This window comes from Desulfotomaculum defluvii (assembly GCF_054657375.1).
The window spans coordinates 504,670-528,610 of sequence record NZ_BAAHYV010000006.1; the positions used below are offsets into that span (position 1 = coordinate 504,670).

Genomic DNA, 23,941 nt, shown 5'->3' on the forward strand with positions numbered 1-23,941 from the left:
GCTGTTTAAGTAAGTGTCCCTTTTGCTATAGCTACCTGCTAAGAAAGGAATTTTGACATCGTGAACATTAATCTTACTTCATATTCACCTGGCTCCGGCTGAGCATGTAAAATAGGTCCGTCGGACCTAATGGAACTTCTATCCGGATTGCCCAAGGTGGTTGACCCCAAGGTACTTGCTGGACGGGAGGATAATGCCGCTGTCTATCAGATAAGCAATGAATTGGCTGTGGTTCAGACGGTGGATTATATCACTCCAGTAGTGGACGACCCTTATCAATTTGGCATGATTGCTGCAGCCAATTCCATTAGTGACATTTATGCAATGGGGGCCACACCTGCTTTTGCCCTAAATATTGTAGGCTATCCTAACCAATCCCTGCCTCTAAGCATTCTGGGAGAAATTTTAAAGGGTGGTGCAGACAAAGCTGCAGAAGCTGGTATTGCCGTTATCGGCGGTCACTCTATTACTGATCATGCCCCAAAATACGGCTTGGTGGTAACCGGCTTTGTTAATCCGAACCGAATGATTAGCAAAAAAGGAGCTAAACCAGGAGATGCCCTAATATTAACTAAACCGTTAGGTATTGGAGTAATCACAACCGGTATAGACCGTAAGCTGGTTAATTATGAGCTAACGGAACGAGTTATAAAACAAATGACTACATTAAACAAACAAGCCGCTGAGGTTATGCAGGAAGTAGGAGTAAATGCCTGCACAGATGTGACTGGTTTTGGGCTGTTGGGTCACTTACGGGAGATACTCATTGCCAGTAAGGCTAGGGCACGTGTGACTGCTTCTAAAGTACCTGTCATTCCTGAAACTGAAGAATTAGTACAAGCTGGGGCAGTGGCAGTGGGAACGCATAATAATTATCGTTATTTACGTGATCTGGTTAAATGGGACCCTAAACTGTCCAAGGAAATAAAACTTATTTTATGTGACCCGCAGACTTCGGGAGGTCTGCTGATGGCAGTTCCTCAAGAAAATAAAGATAAATTGCTTAAAGCCTTACAAAGTAAAGAAGATGTCATAACTGTCGCAGAAATCGGAGAAGTAGTTGAAGGGCCGGGTCAAATTAGCGTGGTGGTTTGATAATGAATTCATTGGAATTAAAAAAACGAGCTAGAAAGTTACTTGGTGTTTCAGAGGAAGCGGGTATAGAGGATATTCGGTCTGCTTATAGACGATTAGCTAAAAAATATCACCCGGACCTAAACGGCGGTGATTCTAGTATAAGCGAAAACTTTAAATTTATTTCAGAAGCCTATGAAATACTGACCAAAGACAGAAATCGAAACAGGTACACTATAGATAAAAACGTTGATAGAACTGCAGAGGAGCCGCCGCTTGATGACAAAGCATATTGGGAGTGGTGGAAAGAAAGGTTTGGTGACCTTATTTGATCAAAAAAAGATACTGGGCCAGGATTATATACTTAGCCCAGTATCTTTTTACTATTTCTGTACGGAAAAAGGACTAGTAAAAACACGATAAGATAGCCTTTATATTACGATAGCTCATCGTTGTTTTTATTAATCACCTTCGTGTTTTAGTTTCGTCTCTATAATCATATTGCGATACAAATTGTTGGGAAAAAACGAAAGGATGGTTTTCGGTGATATATTTGGACTACAATGCGACAACGCCTATTGATAAGAGCGTTGCGGAAGCGATGCTTCCCTATATCTATGAAATGTATGGAAACCCATCTAGCTGCTATCCTCTAGGGCTGTATTCCAAACAAGCGATAGAACAGGCAAGAGCACAGGTTGCCGATCTTTTGCAGTGTCATCCCCAAGAAATCGTTTTTACTAGCGGTGGCAGTGAAGCTAACAATATGGTGATCAAAGGTGTCGCCCATACTTATCGACACAAAGGAGACCATATCATCACATCACCGATTGAACATCCTGCCGTGTTAAATCCCTGTAAATATTTGGAGCGACTTGGCTATCAAATTTCTTACCTGCCTGTGGACGAATATGGAATGGTGGATGCAACGGCTTTGGAGGAGTTACTAACAGAACGAACGATATTGGTCACCGTGATGCATGCCAATAATGAAACCGGAACCATTCAACCCATTGCAGACCTTGCAAAGATTTGTCGCAAGCACAAAGTCCTGTTCCATACTGATGCAGCTCAGTCTGTGGCCAAAATTCCTACGCATGTAGACGAACTTGGAGTTGATTTTCTATCCATAGCCGGACATAAGCTCTATGCTCCCAAAGGAGTGGGTGCCCTGTATATCAGAAAAGGAACTGCGATTGAGCCGCTGATTCATGGTGCCAGCCACGAATTTGGACAGCGTGCAGGTACCGAGAATGTAGTTCTGGATGTTGCACTAGGCCAAGCATGTCAGATTGCAAAAACAGCACTTACTACCAGCGACCTTAAGCTACTAACCGACTATTTAATGAAGTGGCGTTGCCGCACTGCCTCCATCTAATAGGCACAGATGATAGGAGCTTAATGCGATTGTCTGTGTCTTTATGGGGGTATTTTTGTATCACAGTGAAGGGCAGGAGCATTGACTGATTAATTGGTGAGCAAACGAGACATTATTGTTGAAACAACGAAAATGCTATTGTTATTTGAAAAATGTCTGATGCAAAACGACTTAGTAGAGGTTATGCTTCGACAAGTTATGTTAACCCAGGGGGAATGTTATGGAAATTGTTAAGCTACTTTGCAGCATTTTTCGTTATTGTTATTGTTTTGAAACTAAAAAAGCCTTTGTACTTATCTATGATTGCAGGGACAATTGCTACCGCTTTTTTGTTTCAGATTAGTATAAAAACCTTCTTCTCAACACTGCTAAATGCAGCAATAAGTTGGAACACAATCTCAATATTACTCGTGATTACTCGTGTTTTATCTTATCACTTTCCTGCAACGCATGTTAGAAAAGCGCGGAAGCCTTAACCTTGCACAGCAGTCGTTAGACCGCATGTTTAATAATCGGAGAATAACAGCCTCCTTAGCTCCTCTATGTCTTGGATTGTTGCCTTCGGCCAGTGTAGTATAAAAGAAATTTATCGTGTTTTAAGGCCACAAGGACATTTAATCTTAGCCTTTCTCAATCGCTGCAGCCCTTGGACGATGTTAAGGAAATTTAGAGCTAAGGGAAAGCCATCTATGTACAGCCAGGCTCGATTCCTCGGATCAAAGGAAATGTTTTTGCTACTTCATAATGCCGGATTTACCAACGAAACCTGGCAGAGGGCCATCTACTTTCCCCCTTTAAATAACCCTATGTTTTTATAATTTTATCAGATTTTCTATACATTTTCTAGTAATCCTAGGACGCAAAAAAGGATCGCTATTATAAACGATCCTTTTTATCGTTTTAATCCATACACCTGATTATTTAATGTGTCCATTCTATTATCTTGATATTTTCCCCAACTTTTTTTAAAATTGCCTCTTTTATTTTTGGATAGTGCGGGCAAGGAAATCCTATTGGATTTCCCTTAGTAATACAGGAAGCAAAAGCTATTGCCTCTGCACCTCTATCGACCATCAACTTTGCTCTTGCTACTGCTCTTTTTCCTGGACATCCACCACAAGTTACAAAACCAACAACGTCAACAGGTCCTGTTTCTTCAAAGGCAAATTTACCTTCTTTAGCAACCTTAAAATCAGTGTTACCAGGACACATATCCTCGGTCTGTTGACAACGGATAATTCCTACTTTTAACATTTACATCACCCTCCCTTATAAGTTCACCAGTTAACCCTGGCTTAAAATAACACTTTTATATTTTTGTTCTGCTGTAAAAAATTTTTTTGTAATAATGATAAAGATAGTTGATGCAAATATAATACTTACATAGTTTAAAACTGTAAGTACGAAGCTTGGATAATAAATTCCGTAAACATTAACCCCCAAAACTTGGGAGCCAACAAAGGCTCATATCATGGCCCATTGGGGTGCAGCAAACTCACTTTTGTAGAAATAGTTTTTAAAGTAATCATTAAGTAAGTATAAACAAAAGATACCCCAGCTTATTGTTATGACATAGGAGAAGTTAATAAAGATGAAGGATAATACATCTACATTAATTGCGAAATATGTTTTCAAATAAAGTGTAAGTCTGTAAAAGCTATAACTAAATAAACAAGTAATTGGAATTAAAATAAAGAAACTAGGCTGTACAGGTTTTGGTGGTAAACTGCTAGATTTAATCTGCAGGTAGAACAAATAAGCAAGTTTAATAATACATAGGAATATTCCTGCAGTTAAAGCAAAAAGTGACGCAAAAGCTGCTATAGATGAGATCATCTTATCACTTGCCATAGCGGCAATACCAGTACCGGTTAAATTAACTAAGCCAAATGAAAAAACATCAAGCAACCACACAAAATGTAGTTTAGTTGAATCCAGTGACTGTGTTAACCAAACTTTAAGCAGCTTAAATTCTAGCATAAAAAGCATTAGCCAAAGAAAGCCATAGAAAATTAAAGCAGGCAACATCATTGCTTGCATGTTATCTACTATGCCAGGAACAAAAAAAGCCAACGGGCCCCAAATAACATTTGCTGTCATAGACAGAGAAGCAATAGGTATAAAAATAGCTACAGCTGCTGTCGGTAGACCATTCATAAAATCATTAAATTGATTTTTAGTCAGAAGCCATTGCACTAGCTCCTTTAAAAAAACACCGGTAGATAATAGGTTGATAGCAATCATTGCTAACATAATAACTATCAAAGGATAGTATAGTGCTGTTTGCCCTAATGTTAAATTAGCCATTGGCATATCTAATATTGTTACCATTTTACTCTTATGGGGCACAGCATATAGTAGGAAATTATAAGCCATCAAGGCAATCCCGCCCGCTGCAATGGGCAACTGAAATTTAAGTGGTGTAAATGTCATCAATATGTCTCCTTTACTAAGTAATCAGTCAGAGAACGTTATTTAGCTTTTTATATGACACCCCTCATAGTTACCCCCCTTATTGTTTTTATTTAAATTAACTTGCCATTAATATTAATTATGTAAATAATCTAAACAACATAATGCATCTATTTAAGGCAGGTAACTTGCCCCTGCCTTTGTCTTTGATATAAAGTAACGTTCAAAAGCAAATTTCATCCAGCGAACCCAAAATTTTTTCTTTAGAAATATTGTTTGCCTTGGAGGTAGGGCAGGCTTCGCAGCCATTAAGGCTGCTGTATTACCCATATCTACACAACAAGTAACCCCCACTTCATTAAAGGGCAGACTAACTTTTGTGCCACCTTTGATGTCGCATTTTATATTTTTTGCAACAATTTTTGCCACAGCACAAGTCATACTTCCAGTCTTTGGTACGCCGGTGGGTATGGGGGTACTCTCTGGCGGGTTAAGCTCCAAAGCTACCCCGACTCCGTAAATGTTTTGATATTTGCGGTGGCGGTAATACTCATCCACACTTAACCATCCTTTAGGGTTTCCTAATGCGGAATCCACTACCACATCTACTCCTCTAAATGGTGGGGCAAACATGGCAAAATTATAAGGTAGTTCTGTTTTATCCATTAGCTTTACCCGGCCAGGCAGAAATTTTTCTATAACAGCATTACATACTACCTTTATATCCCGCTCTGCAAACTCGTCTTCCATCATTCGGCGAGATTTGCCAACACCACCTAAGCCAAAATGACTTAAATATGGCTCTGAAGTAACAAAACTAAGCGAGGTTTTGCTTCTCTTACCCAGCTTTCTAAGTTGATGGTCTATATCAAGTATAAGTTCATAGGCCGGGCCAAAGCAGCTTACACCCTGGGTGGCACCAATTACGATGGGGCCTCCTGTTTCTAAATACTTCTGCCATGAAAGGTAAGCTTTTTCTGCATGTCCAAGAGTAAAAATTGACTCGGTATAACCTTTTTCCGGGCCCAGGCCCGGTATAGCTTTAAAGTCCAGGTGTGGACCTGTTGCTATTACTAGATAGTCGTAAGGAACAATACCTTTGTCAGTAATTACACTCTGCTTGTCTGTATCAATAAACTTAGCGGGGCTATGCATAAAATTTATTTTCTTAGACGGTAACAGTTTTTTTAAGTCTACGGTGATATCTTTAGCCGATCTCCACCCAAGTGCAACCCAGTGTAGGGAAGGCAAGAAAACAAAATTATCATTATCTGAAATCACGGTAATGGTGTGATTATGACCAAGTAAACGTTTTAGTTGCATAGCGGTTGTAATCCCACCAAAGGAACCGCCAATAATAACAATGTTTGACATTGACTTCCTCCCAAGTAGTATTCATATTAAATCATCGTTTCTTTCATTTTTTATCAGAGGCCTAGTGACTAAGTTATCAGCTTACTGACTAATGTATTTCTTATGTATTTAAAGACTACCATGAACCAACTTATAATACAAATGCATAATTTGCATTGTATCTATGCATATTTGTCATAGGTAGCATCTAGGTTGAGCGATTTAATTAACATTAGGAGCAGGCATAATTTCTATGAGATTTCCTGCTCCTTTTATTCTATGTTAACCAACGGGTACAGGGCAGAACTACCGGCAATACCTGCGGCTACTGCAGGGACAAGGGGTATTTCCCGCCAGGGAAAAGCTTCATCAGGTAATCCGTCTTTTACAGCTGGTATTACCCTGGGTCAGATTACCCCCGGTCCACCTTCTGGCGTGCTATGCTAAAAAAACCTGCCCGGTCGGTGGCAGGTATAAAAAATTAAGGATCATATTAAGTTTTAAGTGGCCGGAAAAACCATTTGTATTATATGCAAACATCTTTGATTTTATAAATGAATTTAAGAAAAATAATCTAGAATAGCATAAAATATTGTCAAAAATATGGAGATCTTTCTGAAAATTGTGTATTATGTATTATGTACATAAAATTCTTTATGACCTTATTTATAATTGAAGCTAAGTTTATTTTTTGTTTAAAATTATTTAGCCTAGAAATCATCAGGAGGTTGTTGCTATGCTAATAGGAGTGCCGAAAGAAATAAAAAATAATGAGAACCGTGTGGCCATTACTCCTGCTGGGGTAAAAGCTATGGTTGATAACGGACATCAGGTCGTTATTGAACAGCAGGCTGGGATAGGCAGTGGTTTCAGGGACGAAACGTATATCGAAGCTGGTGCCCAAATTCTTGCTACTCCTAAAGAGGTCTTTGATAAGGCTGATATGATTATGAAGGTTAAAGAACCTTTAAGTTCAGAGTATGGTTTATTTAGAGAAGGGCAAGTACTTTTCACTTATCTTCACCTTGCCCCATAGCCAGAACTTACAGCGGCCCTGATAAACAAAAAAGTTGTTGGTATTGCCTATGAAACCATTCAATTGGATAACGGCGCCCTACCCCTGCTGCAGCCCATGTCTGAAGTTGCTGGACGTATGTCTATTCAAATCGGTGCTAGATATTTAGAGAAGACCTATGGTGGTGCAGGTGTTTTACTCGGAGGCGTTCCCGGCGTTCCTGCTGCAGAAGTTGTTATTGTTGGCGCTGGTATTGTTGGAACCAATGCAGCAAAAATGGCCATGGGCTTGGGTGCAAATGTAACCATTCTTGATGTTAATGTTGATCGTTTCAGGTATTTAGATGATTTATTTGGTGGCCGTATCCATACGTTAATGTCCAACAGCTATAATATTGCGGAGGCTGTTAAAAAGGCTGACTTGCTGGTAGGAGCAGTATTAATTCCTGGGGCCAAGGCACCCAAGCTGGTAACCGAAGACATGGTAAAAACCATGAAGCAAGGTTCTGTAATTGTAGATGTAGCTATTGACCAAGGGGGGTCCATTGAGACTTGTGATAGAGTGACTACCCACAGTGAACCAATTTACGAAAGATACGGGGTTATTCATTACTCAGTAGCAAATATGCCAGGGGCTGTTGCAAGGACTTCTACTTTCGCCCTCACCAATGTAACATTACCATATGCCTTGCAATTAGCAAACAAGGGTTGGCTACAGGCTATTAAAGACAACGGTGCTTTAGCTAAAGGCATTAATGTGCTTGATGGTAAGTGTACCTTTAAGGCAGTGGCCGAGGCCCTTAACTTAGAATACTCACCACTGTCAGAGGTAATTCAGAATATATAGGAAATAGAAAATTGCTTGGGAGATCCAAGCAATTTTTTTGTGTGTATGCTACAATGAAAAGGAAATTTGAATCAATGGCAGGTGTTTATTGTGTTAGAGCCTGTTTGGGCAGAGATTAATTTGGAAGCCATTAGACATAATATTAGAGAAGTCCGAAAAGCTATAGGACCTAACAAAGAAATTATGGCAGTGGTTAAGGCGAATGGGTATGGACATGGTGCTGTACCAGTGGCCCGAGCGGCACTTGAGGCAGGAGCTACAAGACTTGCCGTGGCAAGATTATCAGAGGCCCAAGAACTTCGTAGAGCAGGACTCAAGGTGCCCATACTACTGCTGGGTTACATATCACCAGATCAAATTACCAATGCTCTGGAATTTGACATCACCTTAACTGTTTTTAGATCTGACTTAGCCAAGAAAATATCTGAAATTGCTCATAATAGAGGGGTTAAGGCCACTGTACATATAAAATTAGATACGGGCATGGGTCGTATTGGTTTTACCCCTGATGATGCTGGCTTGGAGGAAATTACTTCTGTATACAACTTAGCAGGTCTCAATGTAGAGGGCATTTATACACATTTTGCAGTTGCAGATGAACCTGACAAAGGTTACACTCAGCAGCAGTTTAAAATATTTATGTCAACCCTAGGATCTTTGAAAAAAAAGAACATCACTTTTGCTGTGAGGCATTGTGCAAACAGTGCAGCCATTATTGAATTTCCAGAGACTCATCTCGATCTTGTGCGTCCAGGTATCATTATGTATGGGCTTTATCCTTCCCCAGAGGTTAGTAAAACTAAACTTTTACTGCGGCCGGCCATGACATTGAAGGCAAGGGTTGCCCATTTGAAGAAGGTTACACCTGGAACTACAATTAGCTATGGCTGCACCTATGCAGTTGCAAGGGAAACCATCATCGCTTCTCTGCCTATCGGTTATGCCGATGGCTATCCACGGTTATTATCATCTAGGGGGCAGGTTTTGATTAAGGGTAAAAGGGCTCCAATAGTTGGAAGGGTTTGCATGGATCAGTGCATGGTTGATGTAGGACAGATTGTTGGAGTGGACGTACATGATGAAGTAATTATTTTTGGTGACGAAGCATTACCCGTTGAAGAAGTAGCAGCATGGTTAGGAACCATCAATTATGAAGTAGTTTGTTGGGTAGGGAGCAGAGTGCCGAGGGTATACAAGTGACTGGGAGATGAACTATGGACAGAAGGATTGTAATGGCCTGTGGCGACAACGTAGAATTACATCAATTAAAGCAACTGTTGGTACACCTTGGTTATCGTGTGATAGCAGAGGCAACCAACGGCATGGATGCGCTAAAAGCTGTTCGATCCACATCACCAGAAGTTGTTTTGCTGGATGATTACCTACCAGTGTTGGATGGTATGCAGGTGGCCAAAATTATTAGTGAAGAAAACTTAGCTCCAACTGTTTTAATGGTTTCCCAAGGTAATAAAGGCCTTGTAGAAAGAGCAAGGGATGTGACCTCGGCTTTCTTAATGCGCCCCTACCTGGAGGATCAAGTTTATGCTGCCATAGAAGCTGCTATTTCCTCATATAAGCGTTATACACAGTTACAACAGCAACTTTATGAATTGCAAGATGCTTTAAAGACCAGAAAGAACCTGGAGCGTGCAAAGGCAATTCTTATGAAGCAGAGGGGTTATACAGAGGAACAAGCCCATAGGGCTATTCAACATACTTCTATGAAAAAAAGAACTTCTGTGAAAGCGGTGGCTGAAGCAATAATAACTGCCAGTGAAATGGGTATTTAATATTAGCCATCAGTATTAAGTCTTAGGGAAGGGTCTGGGACATAGCTATATCGAAATTATTGCTTTGTGAAAGGGTCGTAGGTAATAAATGTGTATACAGAATATTAATCTATTTGCCCTTGCTAAAGTCGATACTTAAGAATATAATAACATCTAACAGCAGGGGAACAAAGGCGTACCCCAAGCTAAAGGCCAATGAGGGCTCAATGACCGGGACTAACGGACATTGAGCCTTATTTATTGTCACTCCCTGCGTGTTACAAATGCTTGCGTAGGAGGGTGAACAATGAAAAAAATAGAAGCCATAATACGTCCTAGTAAACTGGAAGATGTCAAGGAAGCTTTAGCTGAGTATGGAGTTAAAGGAATGACAGTTACCCAGGTCATGGGTTGCGGTAAGCAAAAGGGCAGGGTCAATGTTTACCGGGGTCAGGAGTATACCATTAACCTATTACCTAAAGTTAAATTGGAAATAATTTTACGGAATTCACTGGTTGACGAAGTAGTGGATCTAATTGTTCAGACAGCCAAAACCGGGGAAGTTGGAGATGGCAAAATCTTTATATACCCGGTGGAAAATGCCATAAGAATTCGTACCGGTGAAACCGGCGACGAAGCTCTTTAATTGTTACAATAGGAGAGAAGTTTTAGGGCAAAGATGCCCTCTGGAATAAGGCTTTAAGATCTTATCCTAGAGGGCATCTTTTTTTGCTCTTAAAAGACGAGGGGGTCCAATAAAACAATGGAGCTAGATGTTCAGACCTTAGCGATGGGTATTGATACAGTTTGGGTATTACTTTGTGCAGCATTAGTTTTCTTTATGGAAGCAGGTTTCGCTTTTTTGGAAGCGGGATTCATTCGGGCTAAGAATTCTTTAAATATTGTTATGAAAGTATTTATGGATTGTACCGTGGGAATGTTGGGTTATTGGGCCGTTGGCTTTGCCGTTATGTATGGGCTGGATAAAGCCGGTATTATTGGTACCAGTGGCTTTTTCCTAGAAGGTGACTTTAGTTATTTAGGTTTAAATATACCTGTTTATGCTTACTGGTTATTTCAAGCGGTCTTTGCAGTGGCTGTAGCATCTATTGTTTCTGGCGCAGTGGCTGAAAGAATGAAATTTGCTCCATATATTATCTACTCCTTTGTAGCCTGTGCCATTATCTACCCGATGGCTGGTCACTGGATTTGGTCTGCCGATGGATGGTTGGCCCAACTGGGAATGAAAGACTTTGCTGGTTCGGCAGCGGTTCATGCTGTGGGTGGTTGGAGTGCTTTGGCTGCAGTAATGGTATTGGGACCCCGCAGGGGTAAGTACAACATAGATGGTTCAGTAAATGTCCTGCCAGCCCACAATATGCATCTGGCTGCTTTGGGAGCCTTTATTCTCTGGGTAGGCTGGTTTGGGTTTAACCCAGGAAGTGCTTTAAGCGGTTTAGATAGTAATATTGCCCGCATTGCCGTGACTACAAACTTAGCTGCAGCAGCCGGCGGCACAATGGGAACACTTTTTACTATGTTTAAATACGGCAAGCCAGATCCCAGTATGACTATCAACGGTACTCTGGCAGGTTTGGTAGCCATAACAGCTGGAACTGCTTTTGTTAGTCCCTTTAGTGCAGTTGTGATAGGGTCCATTGCTGGTATACTAGTGGTTTTAGCAGTTCCCTTCTTTGATAAAATAAAGGCCGATGATCCAGTTGGAGCCATTGCGGTACACGGTGTTTGCGGTTCCTTTGGAGTTCTGGCAGTAGGAATATTTGCCCAAGAAGGCGGCTTACTCTACGGTGACGGTTTACACCTTTTAAGTGTTCAAGTGTTAGGGCTTCTAGCAGTATCCCTTTGGGCCTTTGGGTTAACCTATGCTACCTTTTATATTATTAAAAAGACGGTTGGCATTAGAGTTACAGCTGACGAGGAAATGGAAGGGCTGGATATCGTGGAACACGGTATTCCGGCTTACAGTGGAAGTACTATCAGTAAGGGAATGGAAGGGTTATCTACAGATTTAGGTGCATACCCAGCCACACCGGATATGAAAGAAGAACTAATCTATAATCGATAAAAATAATAAAGAAACGCAAAGATGTGTTTATTAAGCGATGGCGCTAAATTCAGGGAATATTAAAAATCCCTTGGATCAGGCGCCTTCACTTTTACATAGAAGTCTTGTCTGGAAGGGTACCCCCGGAAAGACTTCAGATAAAAAATTTACTAGGAGGGTTTAGAAAATGACAAACAGAATGAAAACCTTATTTATGGCCCTGTTCGTTTTAATGTTGCTACCAGGTATTGCCTGGGCTGGAGAAACTCCTGCCATTGACACTGGTGATACAACTTTTATCATTATCTGTTCTGCATTGGTGATGATTATGACACCTGGATTGGCACTATTTTATGGTGGTATGGTTCGTAAGAAAAATGTACTGAGTACAATTATGCTGAGCTTTATTGTACTATGTGTTGTTTCTGTTATCTGGGTTTTATATGGTTATACTTTAGCTTTTGGTACCGATAATAACAGTGTTATTGGTGGTCTGGATTACCTTTGGCTTCAAGGGGTAGGGCAAGAACCTAACGGGGGCACAATACCTCACTTTATTTTTATGGCCTTTCAAATGATGTTTGCACTCATTACTGTGGCTATTATTACTGGTTCCATTGCAGAAAGAATGAGTTTCAAAGCTTTCTTGCCATTTATTATAATCTGGGTCTCTGTGGTTTATTCTCCCCTCTGTCATTGGGTTTGGGGTGGCGGCTGGTTAATGCAATTAGGTGCCTTAGACTTTGCCGGTGGTACTGTTGTTCATATTAGTTCTGGTGTAGCTGGTTTGGTTGCGGCATTGGTTATTGGCAAAAGAAAGGGTTACGGTAGTGAACCAATGGTTCCCCACAACCTACCTATGACCATTCTTGGTGCTACTTTACTCTGGTTTGGTTGGTTTGGTTTTAACGCTGGTAGTGCTCTAGCTGCCAATGGTTTAGCTGCCAGTGCCTTTGCAGTAACGCATATTGCTGCTGCTGCTGGCGGTCTTTCCTGGGTACTGGCTGAATGGATCCATCATGGTAAACCAACAGTCTTGGGCTGTGTATCCGGTGCAGTGGCTGGTCTAGTGGCCATTACCCCCGCCGCTGGTTTTGTAGCTCCTATGCCCGCTGTTATTATTGGTCTAGTGGTTGGCCCTCTGTGCTACTTTGCAGTGGCAGTGGTCAAAACAAAACTGGGCTATGACGATGCCCTAGATGCCTTTGGTATCCATGGGGTCGGTGGGACATGGGGTGCCATAGCCACAGGCTTATTTGCCAGTAAGTCTGTTAACGAAGCAGGAGCTGATGGTTTATTTTATGGTAATGCTGCCCAACTAAGCACTCAGGTGATTGGGGTGGCTGCTACTGTGGTCTTTGCTGCTCTGGCTACCTTTTTGATATTAAAAGTTATCAGTATCTTTACCAGCCTAAGAGTATCCGAGGATGATGAAGTAATGGGTCTGGATAGTAGTGTCCATGGTGAAACTGCCTATGCTTATACAGATACCTTTGGGGGTTCCCTTACCCGAGAGATAAAAACTATGGCTCTTCAACGGTCCAAGGAAAATAATTTAACAGTCAGCCATCAGTCATCGGCTTTAGATTAGCCTAGTTCATAGCCCTTGGCATACGACTAGGGCCAGATTTATTTTGCGATCTAGGTATGGCAGTTAGCGGAATGTAAATCTTTTTCAAAGGGAGGAAGTAATGATGACTAAAATTGAAGCTATCGTCCGTCCAGGCAAGTTGGAGGATGTAAAAGAGGGTCTTAACAAACTTGGCATTCATGGTATGACTGTTTCCCAGGTTATGGGCTGCGGTTATCAAAAGGGACGAAAAGAGGTCTATCGGGGGGCTGAATATAGTATTAATCTATTGCCAAAGGTAAAGATTGAGCTTGTTGTTGATGATTTGCGAGTTGATGACTGCGTAAAGGCTATCTGTGAAATGGCCCGTAGTGGAGAAATTGGTGATGGCAAAATATTTATTTTCCCTGTTGCCAATGCTGTTCGAATTCGTACTGGAGAACAGGGTGAAAAAGCCATATAAGCTAGAGTGTGTTTTTAATTCCCGGGCTTGCCCGGGAATTTTTTGGTGTGTTTTCTAAAATGGTGGGTTACATCTTGGGGTAGGTAAACGTCTATATAATAAAGATTTAAAAGAGGAGTGAATTTGCTTGGCAAAAAAAATAGTCAGTGCCCTTATGGCAGGTTGGCTAGTCAGTGGCTTAATGTTTAACCCAGCGGCCTATGCAGATGTTAGGTCTGATGTCATTGCCAAAAAACCTGCCCAGGTCGAGGGGGATCTTTCCAAGGCTAAATATTCATTGGACAAGGCCATAGCCAAGGCTAAGGAGACTTTTAATATTACCAATGAATATGATCGGTTTGAAAGTGGCTTTAGTACCTACGGAGAGAGGGCTGAATGGCATCTTAATTGGACACGCAATACAGAGCCAAGGGGAAATATATCAGTCCGCATTAACGCCATAGACGGTGAAATCTTTGGTATGGATCGTTGGGAAGAGCTGCCCCCGGGCCAAAAATATAGTGGTTTACCCCGTTACTCTTATGATGAATCGGCTAAGATTGCACGGCAATGGATGGAAAAATTAGTGCCGGGTTACGCTACCCAAACAAAGCTTGTCCCCAATCAAGACCAACCCTTTTATGGTTTTGGAGATAGGGGTCCGGTGGAATACTATTATAACTTTAACCGAGTGGTTAACGGCGTTGTCTATCCAGAAAATAATATCTACATTCGGATAAATGGGGATACTGGTCAACTGTTGGGATTAGGTCTGAACTGGAATGATAAGACAAGTTTCCCTTCTGCCGCAGGAAAGATCTCAATCAAAGAGGCAGAAAAAGTCATCGGCGATAATATCGAATTGGTGTATTATCGTCCCTGGACTAATGGTGACAAAGATACGCCAGTCAAATTGGTCTACCGGGTAAAAAAGGGAGCCAGTTTAATAGTTGATGCCTTCACAGGAAAGGTCATTGAGGGCCAATTGTATGGGGCCTATGATAAAGGTATGGGTGGAGAAGCTGAAGCGGCAAAGTCCAGTAGAAGTGAGATGTCGCCAGCAGAGCAGGCAGAAGTTGATAAGATAAAAAATCTTCTCAGTGCAGAAAAGGCAATGACTAAGGTTAAAAGTATTGTTAAGGTGCCTGCTGAGTTAAAGCTGACAGAGAGTAGATTAACCCAAGATTATCAATACCCGGAACAAAAACAATGGAATTTTCACTGGTACAATGAAAATAATACAACAGATTTGCAAAGTATCAGTGCTGGAATTAATGCTGTAACTGGTGAACTTGTTTATTATAACATCTGGAAGAAGGGCTTTGAGGAAAGAAAGACAACCAAACCGGTGGTTAATAAGGAGCAGGCCAGGCAAAAAGCAGAGGATTTTATCAAGAAACAGCAGCCCAAGCGATTCTCCGAAATTAAGCTGGAGAATAGCTTAGACAGTGATTATTTGGAAAAGGGTATTACAAGGAATTATCATTTTTCCTATATCCGTATTGCCAATGGCATTCCCTTTACTAATAACGGCTTCGATGTCGAAGTTGATGGTAACACAGGGGAGATCACCAGCTACCGAATGGACTGGTGGAATGTTAAATTCCCTGAGGTGACACAGGAAATTGGCCAGACCAAGGCCACTGAAACCTTCCTGAGTGGTGACGGCCTGGGACTGGAGTATATCAATACCAACAGGGCAAATAATCAAGCCCAGGTTAATTTGGTATATCGGTTAAAAGATCGACCTTCTTATATGCTTGATGCTAAAACTGGTCAATACCTAAACAGCAATGGTGAATCCATTACACCCAAAGAAACCAGTAATTTTACGGATATCAGTGGTCACCCCGGGGTAGATGCCATTATGCAACTGGCCAAGGCTAAAATTATTACATCTACCGATGGGAAGTTTTACCCAGACCGCAATATTACAAAGTTTGAGGCTTTAGAAATGCTGGTTGCCACTAGAGGCTGGCAGAGGCCTGTCCCCTATGAACTGCTGAAGACTAATCAGGAAAAAGAAGAGGAGAAGCAACACCTTATTACCAATGCAGTTAACCTAGGAATTATTCAACAGGACGAAGCCACTGATCTAGATAAGGAACTGACAAGATTGGAACTGGCAAAACTAATGATTAATACACTGGATTATGATGGAGCAGCTAAGCTTTCACAAATTTACAACCTGCAAACCCGGGATGCTCAGCTTGTCCCAGCACAACTGAGGGGCTATGCAGCCCTAAGCCTCGGACTGGGGTTACAGAATGACAATCAGGGATATTATGCTCCCAATGAAAAGGTTAGTAGGGGCTATGCAGCCATCTCCTTGGTGCGCATGTTAAAAGTTCAAAAGTAACTGCTAAGCACCTGCCTTTATGGGTAGGTGCTTTTTTGACCTATCTTTTAGAATACTAAATTATGTCCCCCGTCTCATAGAATGATAAAAATAAGGATTAAGGGGGAAAATAATGGCCCAAGTTTCGATTATTATACCGTGCAAGAATGAGGGAAAGCTAATCAGGCAAACCATCGAGTCCATAATGGCAACACCCAGTAGGATTCCCTATGATATTACTGTAGTTAATGATGGATCCACCGATGGTTGTTGTGCGTTTTTAAATAAAAGCAAATTTTATTCAGGTATAAAACTAATTAATACCACAGGAATAGGAGCAGCCAATGCTAGAAACTTAGGTGTTCAACAATCTACTGGTGATATACTAGTATTTTGTGATGCCCATATAACGGTGGAACCAGAATGGTTGGAGATATTATCTGAGGGCCTTTTAGAACGGGGCTCTGGTGCTATTTCACCGGGTATTGCTAATATGAATCAGAATTATGCCATTGGTTACGGCATGACCTGGAACGATAAACTGGAAGCCCGATGGTTAACCAGTACCGGCGATATTACAGAGGTACCCATAGCGCCAGGTGGCTGTGTGGCAGTAACCAGAGAGGTATTTAATGATGTGGAAGGCTTTGAAACAGGTTTTCGAACCTATGGTTTTGAGGATGCAGAGTTTTCTATGAAGCTCTGGTTATTTGGCTACAGGGTCGAAGTAGACCCAGCGGTGGTTATCCAACATCAGTTCCGTAGTAAGCATCCCTATCCCATCACCATGGAGGAATATGCCTATAATGGTATTCGCATGGCCTTCAGTCATTTTAATTCACAAAGGGTGGGGCAGGTCATCAAAATGTATAGCTACCTGAAGGATATTGGAGAATTGGTCTCCGAAGTTGTACTAGAAAGCAATGTATTACAACAGAGGGAACGGTATTTAAAAAGAAGAAAGTACAATGATGATTGGTTTATGAATAAATTTCAAATTCCTTTATAAGCGTGTTGACAATCCCAGAACCTGAGCGATAAGATATCCTCAAGTACCAAAAAATGGTGATAGTAGCTGGCGATTTAATATATGAGATTACAGGGGAAGGGGATGTGGCTGTGAAATTCTTTGGAATAAGTGATTTGCACCTTTCCTTTAGGAATCCAGTAAATCCCCAGCACTGGGATGAGGCAATACTGAATAAACCAATGGATATCTTTAACCATGAATGGCAACGGCATTACCAGAAGGTTTATGAAAACTGGTGTATGAAGATAAAGCCAGAAGATATTGTCTTAATGCCTGGGGATATTTCCTGGGCCACACGCTTAGAGGAAGCACGCAACGATGTAGATTATCTGGGAATGCTACCAGGAACCATCTATGCTGTACCAGGTAATCATGATTACTGGTGGCAGGGAATATCCAAAACTCGAAAGTTTGTACCTGACAATGTGAAATTAATTCAGAATGATCACATGGTGGTGGGAGAAACGGTACTTTGTGGTACCAGGGGTTGGACCTGTCCTAACAGCCATCAGTTTACCGAAGAGGATGAGAAGATATATAAAAGGGAATTAATTCGACTAGAAAATTCCCTGCGCAGTATTCAAGGTAGTCCAGAGGAAATTATTGTTATGATGCACTTTATGCCGACCAACGAAACTCACGAGCGATCTGGATTTATTGATATACTGTGCGAATTTAAAGTAAACAGAGTGGTCTATGGACACCTGCACGACCGGGCAAAAAACTATCGACTACCTGATGAAGCCTGGGGTATAAAGTTCCATCTAGTCAGTGCAGATTTCCTTAATTTTAACCCAGTACTAATTGCAGAAAAATAATTGTAAAAAAACCCCCAATAACGGTTGAAAAAAATAATTGACTTAGTTATAGTTTTGTCATGAAATTTATGTCAATAGTTTACTAATTGATCGGGGAGGGGAGAAAATGCAATTAAAGATAACCACGAAAATAGTACTGGGTTACTGCGTTATTCTATTACTTGCAGGTTTGTTAGCAGGGGCTATGCTTTACAAAGTTAACCAAATTACTATTGAAATTGATGGTTTACAGCAGCATAATGTTCGTACTATGCAAGGATTAGACATCGACATGTTTATTGAGGAACAAAACAGCCTAGCCAAGGAGTATGTAATAACTGGTGTTGTGGCGGACAAAGAGAAGTATGAGGAAAAATTAAATTATACCCTGGCAAAAGAGAATGAGCTAATCAAACTAACGAGGCAAAAAGTAAATTTAGACAGAATTACTAAAGTAAATGAATTAAACCAACAGTTGGGCCAGGTTTTTATGTCTGAGATTGTCCCCTTGGTAGAAAATGGGCAAAATGAACAGGCAAAACAGTTGAAAGAAGAACGTTATGATCCCCTATCAGATCAACTAAAGAAAGAAGTAACTGATTATGTTAACTATAAAAAACAAGAAAGTAAGAATTCAGAAGATCGCTCCATGCAAATAAGCGTTGAAACTAAAAAAATTGCCCAAATCTTTGGTGTAATTGCTATATTGCTGGGTATCATGTTTAGTATATTAGCTTCCAGAGCGGTTACCAGACCCATCAATCGGATGCTTCGGGATACCAGCATTGTTGCCCAGGGTGATTTAACCCAAAGGGTAGAAGTTATGGGTAATGATGAATTGGCACAGCTGGGCAAGGCCTTTAATACAATGGTGGATAATCTTCATGAAATGGCTAGGCAAGTGGTCGAGAAGAGTACTAGTCTAGCAGCCCATAGTCAGGAACTTTCCGCAGCCAGCCAAGAAGTAAGCGCTGCAGTTGAGGAAATTACCAGTACAACCACGGATTTGGCCAGTATAGCAACCCAGGAAGCCGCCTGTGCAGACAATGCAGTGGAGGTTTCTCAGGAAGTTGAGAAGGCGGCTCAAAAGGGTAATCAGGCAGTGAATCAAGCAGTGGATAAAATGAACTCCATTGTTCAGAAAGTGGATAAGAGCTCTGAACAAGTTGTTAAGTTAGGGGACCGATCCCAGGAGATTGGCAGGATTACTGAGGTCATTACAGGTATTGCAGATCAGACTAATTTACTGGCCCTTAATGCAGCCATTGAGGCAGCCAGGGCAGGAGATCAAGGCAGAGGTTTTGCGGTGGTTGCTGAAGAAGTAAGAAGATTAGCTGAACAATCGTCCCAAGCTGCTAAAGAAATTAGTTTGATTATTAATCATATACAGCAAGAGACAGTTCAGGCTGTCAAGGATATGAATTTAGGTGTTCAGGAGGTATACCAAGGTACTCAGGTGGTCAACTCTGCGGGGCAGTCACTAAAAGAAATAGTAGAACAGGTAAACCAAACCGTAGTTATTATTAAAGAAATTGCCCAGGGAGCTGAAAAGAACAGTACCAGTGCACAAAACCTTGCCGCAGCAACTGAGCAAGCCAGTGCCACTGTTCAGGAAATAGCCAGCGCCTCTCAGGATTTGGCCCGGATGGGTAATGATTTTCAAAACTTGGTAAAAATGTTTAAGGTTTAGAGTAAATAGCAACCACAGAACAGGTCAGGAGGAACAACATTGGCAAAAAATATTTTTCCACGGGTTGAAGAAATGATCGAACTAAGAAAGATGTCAATTCAGGAACTTGCTGGTAGAACTATGCTTGAGATCTCTGATATTGAGGGCCTAAAGCAGTTTAATCCCAAGAAAACTGCTCAGGTTGCCATAGTTCAAGCTATCTCCCTTGCTACCGGTATTAATGTATATTATTTTCTTGGGGATGATGTTATCGGTCCTAAAAGAATTCTATCTCGGCTAAATGTATTCGATCAGCAGAAATTATTAAATGGCGAACTGGCTCCATTTCTTCGGGTCACCAAAGAGCAGGCCAAAAGAGGCATCACCGATGAAGAATTGGATGCAATGATTAACGTAATGCTGGAACAGGAAAGCCATCAAGACTTTTAAACATGATCCATTAGCTACTGTATTTTCATCAGAAGTTGCAAAGTAAAGAGGGGTTGCAAACTACTTTTGTAGTGAGCTACCCCCTTTTTACATTCAAATTTACTGATATTACGTAAGTGCAATTCCGATTGTAGGGGACGACCCCCGTGTCCTTCCAATTATCTACACAAGAATGACTAGTTGTTGCAATAGTCCCTTTTTTAATTTAGAAAATATCAAGGTCGTCATATCTATCCTTAATATGGTCAATAAATTGTCGGGCAGTACGGCCTGAACGTTCATTATTCCAGAGTACCCATTGCAGTGCCAATCGTTCTAAGGTTGCCTGATCCAGATTTATTTTTTCTTGAACTGCCAGTTGACGGACAATCTCCAGAAAAACTTCCTTGTCCGGTGCTATAAAAGTAATTTTTAGACCAAAGCGGTCTGCCAGAGATAACTTTTCCTGCTGGGTATCTCCGGTATGTACTTCTCCATCCACCATCTTGGTATGTCGATCACTAAAATATTCTTTTATTAAATTGCGTTGGTTAGAAGTGACATAGATACAAATGTTGGAGGGTTGTTGTTCAAGACTACCCTCAAGTTGAGTCTTAAATTCCTTATAATCAGTTTCTGATTCTTCAAAGGATAAGTCATCGATAAAAATAATAAATTTTTGAGGAAAATTAATTAATAATCTACTTAAAGACTGCAGGCCACTCAGATTTTTGCGGGATATTTGTACCAGTCGTAGACCCATTGCCCCATATTTATGTAACAATGCCTTAACAGTAGAAGATTTTCCTGTTCCTCTATCCCCATATAAAATTAAATTATGGGCCTTTTGTCCCTGCAATAACCGTTCGGTATTAGATAGTACTTGTTTTCTCTGACGTTCATAGCCGATCAATTGCTTTAACCTGATGGGGTCAGGATTTTCAATCCCAGCCAAGTGGAACCCAATGGATCCCGGTTCCCAACGGAAGGCCCAATAAATGGCAAGTTGGCCAAAGCCAGCTGTCTGATAAAAATTATTAAAATCAGCTAGATAATCTGACCAACAAGTACCTACCAAAAGTTTTTGTTTCATGTCCATTAGCAGGTCGGACAGAGGATGAGCACCTGGGGAATCAGGCAAGGGATCGGACGTGGCTAAAAATACACCAGGTGTCTGGTTAAGGGGCTCTTCTAATACCTGCAAACCTTCTTGACAAAGAAGCTGTAAGTTTTTAAGGTCGTGTAAAAAAGCCTCCTTAAGAGTCGAGTTTATGCTTTCTTCAGTAACATATTTCCGGGCATATAAATTATTGTTAAATAGTATCCGGTTTAACAAATAATTTTGCCATGCAGTACCTAATTTGGGCAATTGTGGGTTTACTGCTTCTTCCAGCAAAAAGCCTATGAGTCTGTGGTAATCCGCCAATATGTCCACAGATAAGGGGGTATCTCCCTGCACCATAGAGCTGATTAGCCTGCTGTAGCACTGAACTGCTTTATCCTCGGTGATTTCCCGAAATAAAGTTAGGCAGTTCAGTGCATGATGAATCTTGATTAATTTTTGCTTATCCATTTTACGACCCCCAGACAATTTTCTACCAGAGTTATTCTACTTTTTTGTCTAGGAACCTTTATTTTTTAGCAGATTCTGCAGCGCAGTAAGTTCTGTAACTGGTGCTTGGCAGGAAAAATTCTTACAGACATAGGCAGCAGTTTTACCAGTAACAGGATTCTTGTCTTTTATTAGGGGTAATAAATCACTCCATTTGGCTGCAAAATCATTATCGTAACGAACCATTAAAGAAGCATTGGGTAGAAAACTTTGCTGCAAGGTTCCCACCATTTGCTTCAATACGGGGTCCTCTTTGGGTCCCGCCACAACTATTTCCATAGGCGGCTCCTGCTCTAAATAAGCACCCATCATGAAGAAAGAGTAACCGGCCGGATATCGTTCTAGATCTCCGGCAAATACCTGCAACTGTTGCTTTGCTATTTCTCCATAGCGCGAACTCTCCGTTAGCCTAGCCAGTTTGAGGAGGTTTACTGTGGCCACTGAATTACCCGAAGGAATGGCTCCGTCGTAAATATCCTTGGGACGGCTGAAAAGTTCCTCACTGTCTTTACCATAAAAATAGAAACCGCCATGTTCATTATCGTAAAACAAGTCAAGCATAGCTTCGGTCAAGTTGACTGCATTTTGCAGATACCTAGGCTCAAAGCTAGCCTGATAAAGTTCTAACAGTGCCCAAATGATAAAGGCATAATCATCCAAATAAGCTTGATAGGCTGCTTCCCCTTCCCTGTAACGGGCCAGTAGACGACCATTTGGCCTTTGAAGTTTAGCAAAGATAAAGTCCATTGCTTTTTCAGCAGCCTCTAGGTAAAGATTACTTTGGAACACCTGGGCACCTTTAGCTAAGGCTGCAATCATTAAACCATTCCAGGAAGTTAGGATCTTATCATCCTTATATGGATGAATTCTTTTCTCCCGTTCTTCAAACAGGGTCTTGCGACATTTTTCTAAGCCTTCCACTAGGTCCTCTAGCGAAATGTCTAGTTCTTCGGCAAATTGCAGGGGGTTCTGATTAATTAAATTTGGTATACTGGCACCCTCAAAATTACCCTTTGTGGTAATATCATAGTACCGACAGAAAAGTTCACCGTCCACGGGACCTAGTAATTTAATAACTTCTTCAGGCTGCCAAACATAAAATTTTCCTTCCACACCCTCGGAATCAGCATCCTCTGCTGAATAAAAGCCCCCCTCTGGTGAAGTCATGTCCCTGAGAATATAGGTAAAGATCTCTTTGGCAATTCTTCCAAAGCGAGGGTTCTTCGTTATTTGGTAGGTTTCCATAAAGGCAAAGGCCAGCAGGGCGTTGTCATAAAGCATTTTCTCAAAATGTGGCACCAACCACTTTTTATCAGTGGAGTAGCGGGCAAAACCAAAGCCAATATGATCATAAATACCGCCTCGATGCATGGCATCTAATGTTTCTGCCACCATATCTAGGGCCTTTTCTTCGCCAGTTTTGTACCAGTAACGTAATAAAAACATTAAGTTATGGGGAGTGGGAAATTTGGGTGCATTGCCAAAACCACCGTAACTTTTATCATAATTTTTTTCAAAGAGGCGATAGGTTTGCTCCAGGATATCAGCGGGCAACTGACCCGGAGCAGTTGAAGCTTCGGCTTGCATATGGCTGGTCAGTTTATCTCCTATCTCCAGCAGACGACTGCGTTCCCCTTGCCACATGCCTGAGATTTGCTCTAAAACTTCTATTAAACCGGGTCGTCCATAGTTAGAGGTTTTAGGGAAGTAGGTTCCCGCAAAAAAGGGTTTTTGGTTTGGCGTCATGATAATAGTTAAGGGCCAGCCCCCAGACCCAGTAAGTGCTTGGCACACATTCATATATATCTGGTCAATATCCGGTCGTTCTTCCCGATCTACCTTGATTGAAATGAAGTATTGATTTAAAACATCCGCCACATCTTCAGATTCAAAGGATTCCCGTTCCATAACGTGGCACCAATGACAAGTGGAGTAACCAACAGATAAAAAAATTGGCTTATCTTCTTTTTTGGCCTTGGCAAAGGCATCCTCACCCCAGGAGAACCAATCCACGGGGTTATGAGCATGTTGCAGAAGATAAGGACTTTTTTCATTGATTAGTCTATTGGGCTTCTCGGTTAGTATCATGGGCATCACCTCCTGATTTTTTTGCACGGGGTATCATGATATTATGTTGCCCGA

At 41.3% G+C, this 23,941-nt stretch carries 21 protein-coding genes and 1 pseudogene; 17 read left to right on the forward strand and 5 right to left on the reverse strand.

What is annotated here, in order from left to right; all coding sequences use genetic code 11:
- Positions 1-60 precede the first annotated feature (60 nt).
- The 4 genes from selD (at position 61) to ACYQ03_RS05160 (ending at position 2,795) form a co-directional block, all read left to right on the forward strand.
- Positions 61-1,095 (forward strand): selenide, water dikinase SelD, encoded by a 1,035-nt coding sequence (gene selD, locus ACYQ03_RS05145; RefSeq protein WP_459908108.1) that lies wholly within the window; start codon positions 61-63, stop codon positions 1,093-1,095.
- Between the two features lie 2 nt (positions 1,096-1,097).
- Positions 1,098-1,406, forward strand: a complete 309-nt coding sequence (locus ACYQ03_RS05150) for a J domain-containing protein (RefSeq protein ID WP_459908110.1) — start codon at positions 1,098-1,100, stop codon at positions 1,404-1,406.
- Positions 1,407-1,618: 212 nt separating this feature from the next.
- Positions 1,619-2,452, forward strand: a complete 834-nt coding sequence (locus ACYQ03_RS05155; RefSeq protein ID WP_459908111.1) for a cysteine desulfurase family protein — start codon at positions 1,619-1,621, stop codon at positions 2,450-2,452.
- A gap of 220 nt (positions 2,453-2,672) precedes the next feature.
- Complete coding sequence (locus tag ACYQ03_RS05160) at positions 2,673-2,795, forward strand: hypothetical protein (RefSeq protein ID WP_459908113.1); 123 nt, start codon at positions 2,673-2,675, stop codon at positions 2,793-2,795.
- A gap of 578 nt (positions 2,796-3,373) precedes the next feature.
- On the opposite strand, the gene ACYQ03_RS05165 is transcribed toward ACYQ03_RS05160, so the two are convergent.
- The 3 genes from ACYQ03_RS05165 to ACYQ03_RS05175 all read right to left on the reverse strand — a co-directional run bounded on the left by ACYQ03_RS05165 (position 3,374) and on the right by ACYQ03_RS05175 (position 6,238).
- Positions 3,374-3,706 carry a CGGC domain-containing protein gene (locus tag ACYQ03_RS05165; protein ID WP_459908114.1) on the reverse strand — a complete coding sequence of 111 codons (333 nt, stop codon included), beginning with the start codon at positions 3,704-3,706 and terminating at the stop codon, positions 3,374-3,376.
- A gap of 30 nt (positions 3,707-3,736) precedes the next feature.
- Positions 3,737-4,885, reverse strand: coding sequence for a selenoprotein TsoY (gene tsoY / locus ACYQ03_RS05170; protein WP_459908115.1), 1,149 nt, complete (start codon positions 4,883-4,885; stop codon positions 3,737-3,739).
- A 153-nt stretch (positions 4,886-5,038) separates the two neighbouring features.
- Positions 5,039-6,238, reverse strand: coding sequence for an NAD(P)/FAD-dependent oxidoreductase (locus tag ACYQ03_RS05175; protein ID WP_459908116.1), 1,200 nt, complete (start codon positions 6,236-6,238; stop codon positions 5,039-5,041).
- Between the two features lie 192 nt (positions 6,239-6,430).
- Between ACYQ03_RS05175 and ACYQ03_RS05180 the strand changes: the two genes are divergently transcribed.
- The 13 genes and pseudogenes from ACYQ03_RS05180 (at position 6,431) to ACYQ03_RS05240 (ending at position 20,208) form a co-directional block, all read left to right on the forward strand.
- A complete protein-coding gene (locus ACYQ03_RS05180; protein WP_459908117.1) occupies positions 6,431-6,664 on the forward strand; it encodes a hypothetical protein in 234 nt (77 codons plus the stop codon).
- Positions 6,665-6,953: 289 nt separating this feature from the next.
- A pseudogene (ald, locus tag ACYQ03_RS05185) lies at positions 6,954-8,078 on the forward strand (alanine dehydrogenase).
- Positions 8,079-8,168: 90 nt separating this feature from the next.
- Entirely contained in the window at positions 8,169-9,278 is a 1,110-nt protein-coding gene (gene alr, locus ACYQ03_RS05190; RefSeq protein ID WP_459908119.1) for an alanine racemase, read from the forward strand.
- A gap of 14 nt (positions 9,279-9,292) precedes the next feature.
- Positions 9,293-9,868, forward strand: coding sequence for an ANTAR domain-containing response regulator (locus tag ACYQ03_RS05195; RefSeq protein ID WP_459908120.1), 576 nt, complete (start codon positions 9,293-9,295; stop codon positions 9,866-9,868).
- Between the two features lie 286 nt (positions 9,869-10,154).
- A complete protein-coding gene (locus ACYQ03_RS05200) occupies positions 10,155-10,493 on the forward strand; it encodes a P-II family nitrogen regulator (RefSeq protein ID WP_459908121.1) in 339 nt (112 codons plus the stop codon).
- Positions 10,494-10,610: 117 nt separating this feature from the next.
- Positions 10,611-11,933: an ammonium transporter gene (locus ACYQ03_RS05205; RefSeq protein ID WP_459908123.1), complete on the forward strand. Its 1,323-nt coding sequence runs from the start codon at positions 10,611-10,613 to the stop codon at positions 11,931-11,933.
- A 166-nt stretch (positions 11,934-12,099) separates the two neighbouring features.
- Positions 12,100-13,503, forward strand: coding sequence for an ammonium transporter (locus tag ACYQ03_RS05210; RefSeq protein ID WP_459908124.1), 1,404 nt, complete (start codon positions 12,100-12,102; stop codon positions 13,501-13,503).
- Between the two features lie 103 nt (positions 13,504-13,606).
- On the forward strand, positions 13,607-13,945 hold the full coding sequence (locus ACYQ03_RS05215) for a P-II family nitrogen regulator (RefSeq protein ID WP_459908126.1): 339 nt from the start codon (positions 13,607-13,609) through the stop codon (positions 13,943-13,945).
- Positions 13,946-14,072: 127 nt separating this feature from the next.
- Positions 14,073-16,283 (forward strand): YcdB/YcdC domain-containing protein, encoded by a 2,211-nt coding sequence (locus ACYQ03_RS05220; RefSeq protein WP_459908128.1) that lies wholly within the window; start codon positions 14,073-14,075, stop codon positions 16,281-16,283.
- A gap of 112 nt (positions 16,284-16,395) precedes the next feature.
- Positions 16,396-17,271 (forward strand): glycosyltransferase family 2 protein, encoded by an 876-nt coding sequence (locus ACYQ03_RS05225; protein ID WP_459908130.1) that lies wholly within the window; start codon positions 16,396-16,398, stop codon positions 17,269-17,271.
- Positions 17,272-17,381: 110 nt separating this feature from the next.
- Positions 17,382-18,110 (forward strand): metallophosphoesterase, encoded by a 729-nt coding sequence (locus tag ACYQ03_RS05230; RefSeq protein WP_459908131.1) that lies wholly within the window; start codon positions 17,382-17,384, stop codon positions 18,108-18,110.
- Between the two features lie 106 nt (positions 18,111-18,216).
- A complete protein-coding gene (locus tag ACYQ03_RS05235; protein ID WP_459908133.1) occupies positions 18,217-19,779 on the forward strand; it encodes a methyl-accepting chemotaxis protein in 1,563 nt (520 codons plus the stop codon).
- Between the two features lie 39 nt (positions 19,780-19,818).
- Positions 19,819-20,208 (forward strand): XRE family transcriptional regulator, encoded by a 390-nt coding sequence (locus ACYQ03_RS05240; RefSeq protein ID WP_459908135.1) that lies wholly within the window; start codon positions 19,819-19,821, stop codon positions 20,206-20,208.
- A gap of 205 nt (positions 20,209-20,413) precedes the next feature.
- On the opposite strand, the gene ACYQ03_RS05245 is transcribed toward ACYQ03_RS05240, so the two are convergent.
- Together ACYQ03_RS05245 and ACYQ03_RS05250 are read right to left on the reverse strand one after the other, a co-directional pair.
- A complete protein-coding gene (locus ACYQ03_RS05245) occupies positions 20,414-21,760 on the reverse strand; it encodes an ATP-binding protein (RefSeq protein ID WP_459908136.1) in 1,347 nt (448 codons plus the stop codon).
- Between the two features lie 48 nt (positions 21,761-21,808).
- Positions 21,809-23,887 carry a thioredoxin domain-containing protein gene (locus ACYQ03_RS05250; RefSeq protein ID WP_459908137.1) on the reverse strand — a complete coding sequence of 693 codons (2,079 nt, stop codon included), beginning with the start codon at positions 23,885-23,887 and terminating at the stop codon, positions 21,809-21,811.
- Positions 23,888-23,941 lie beyond the last annotated feature (54 nt).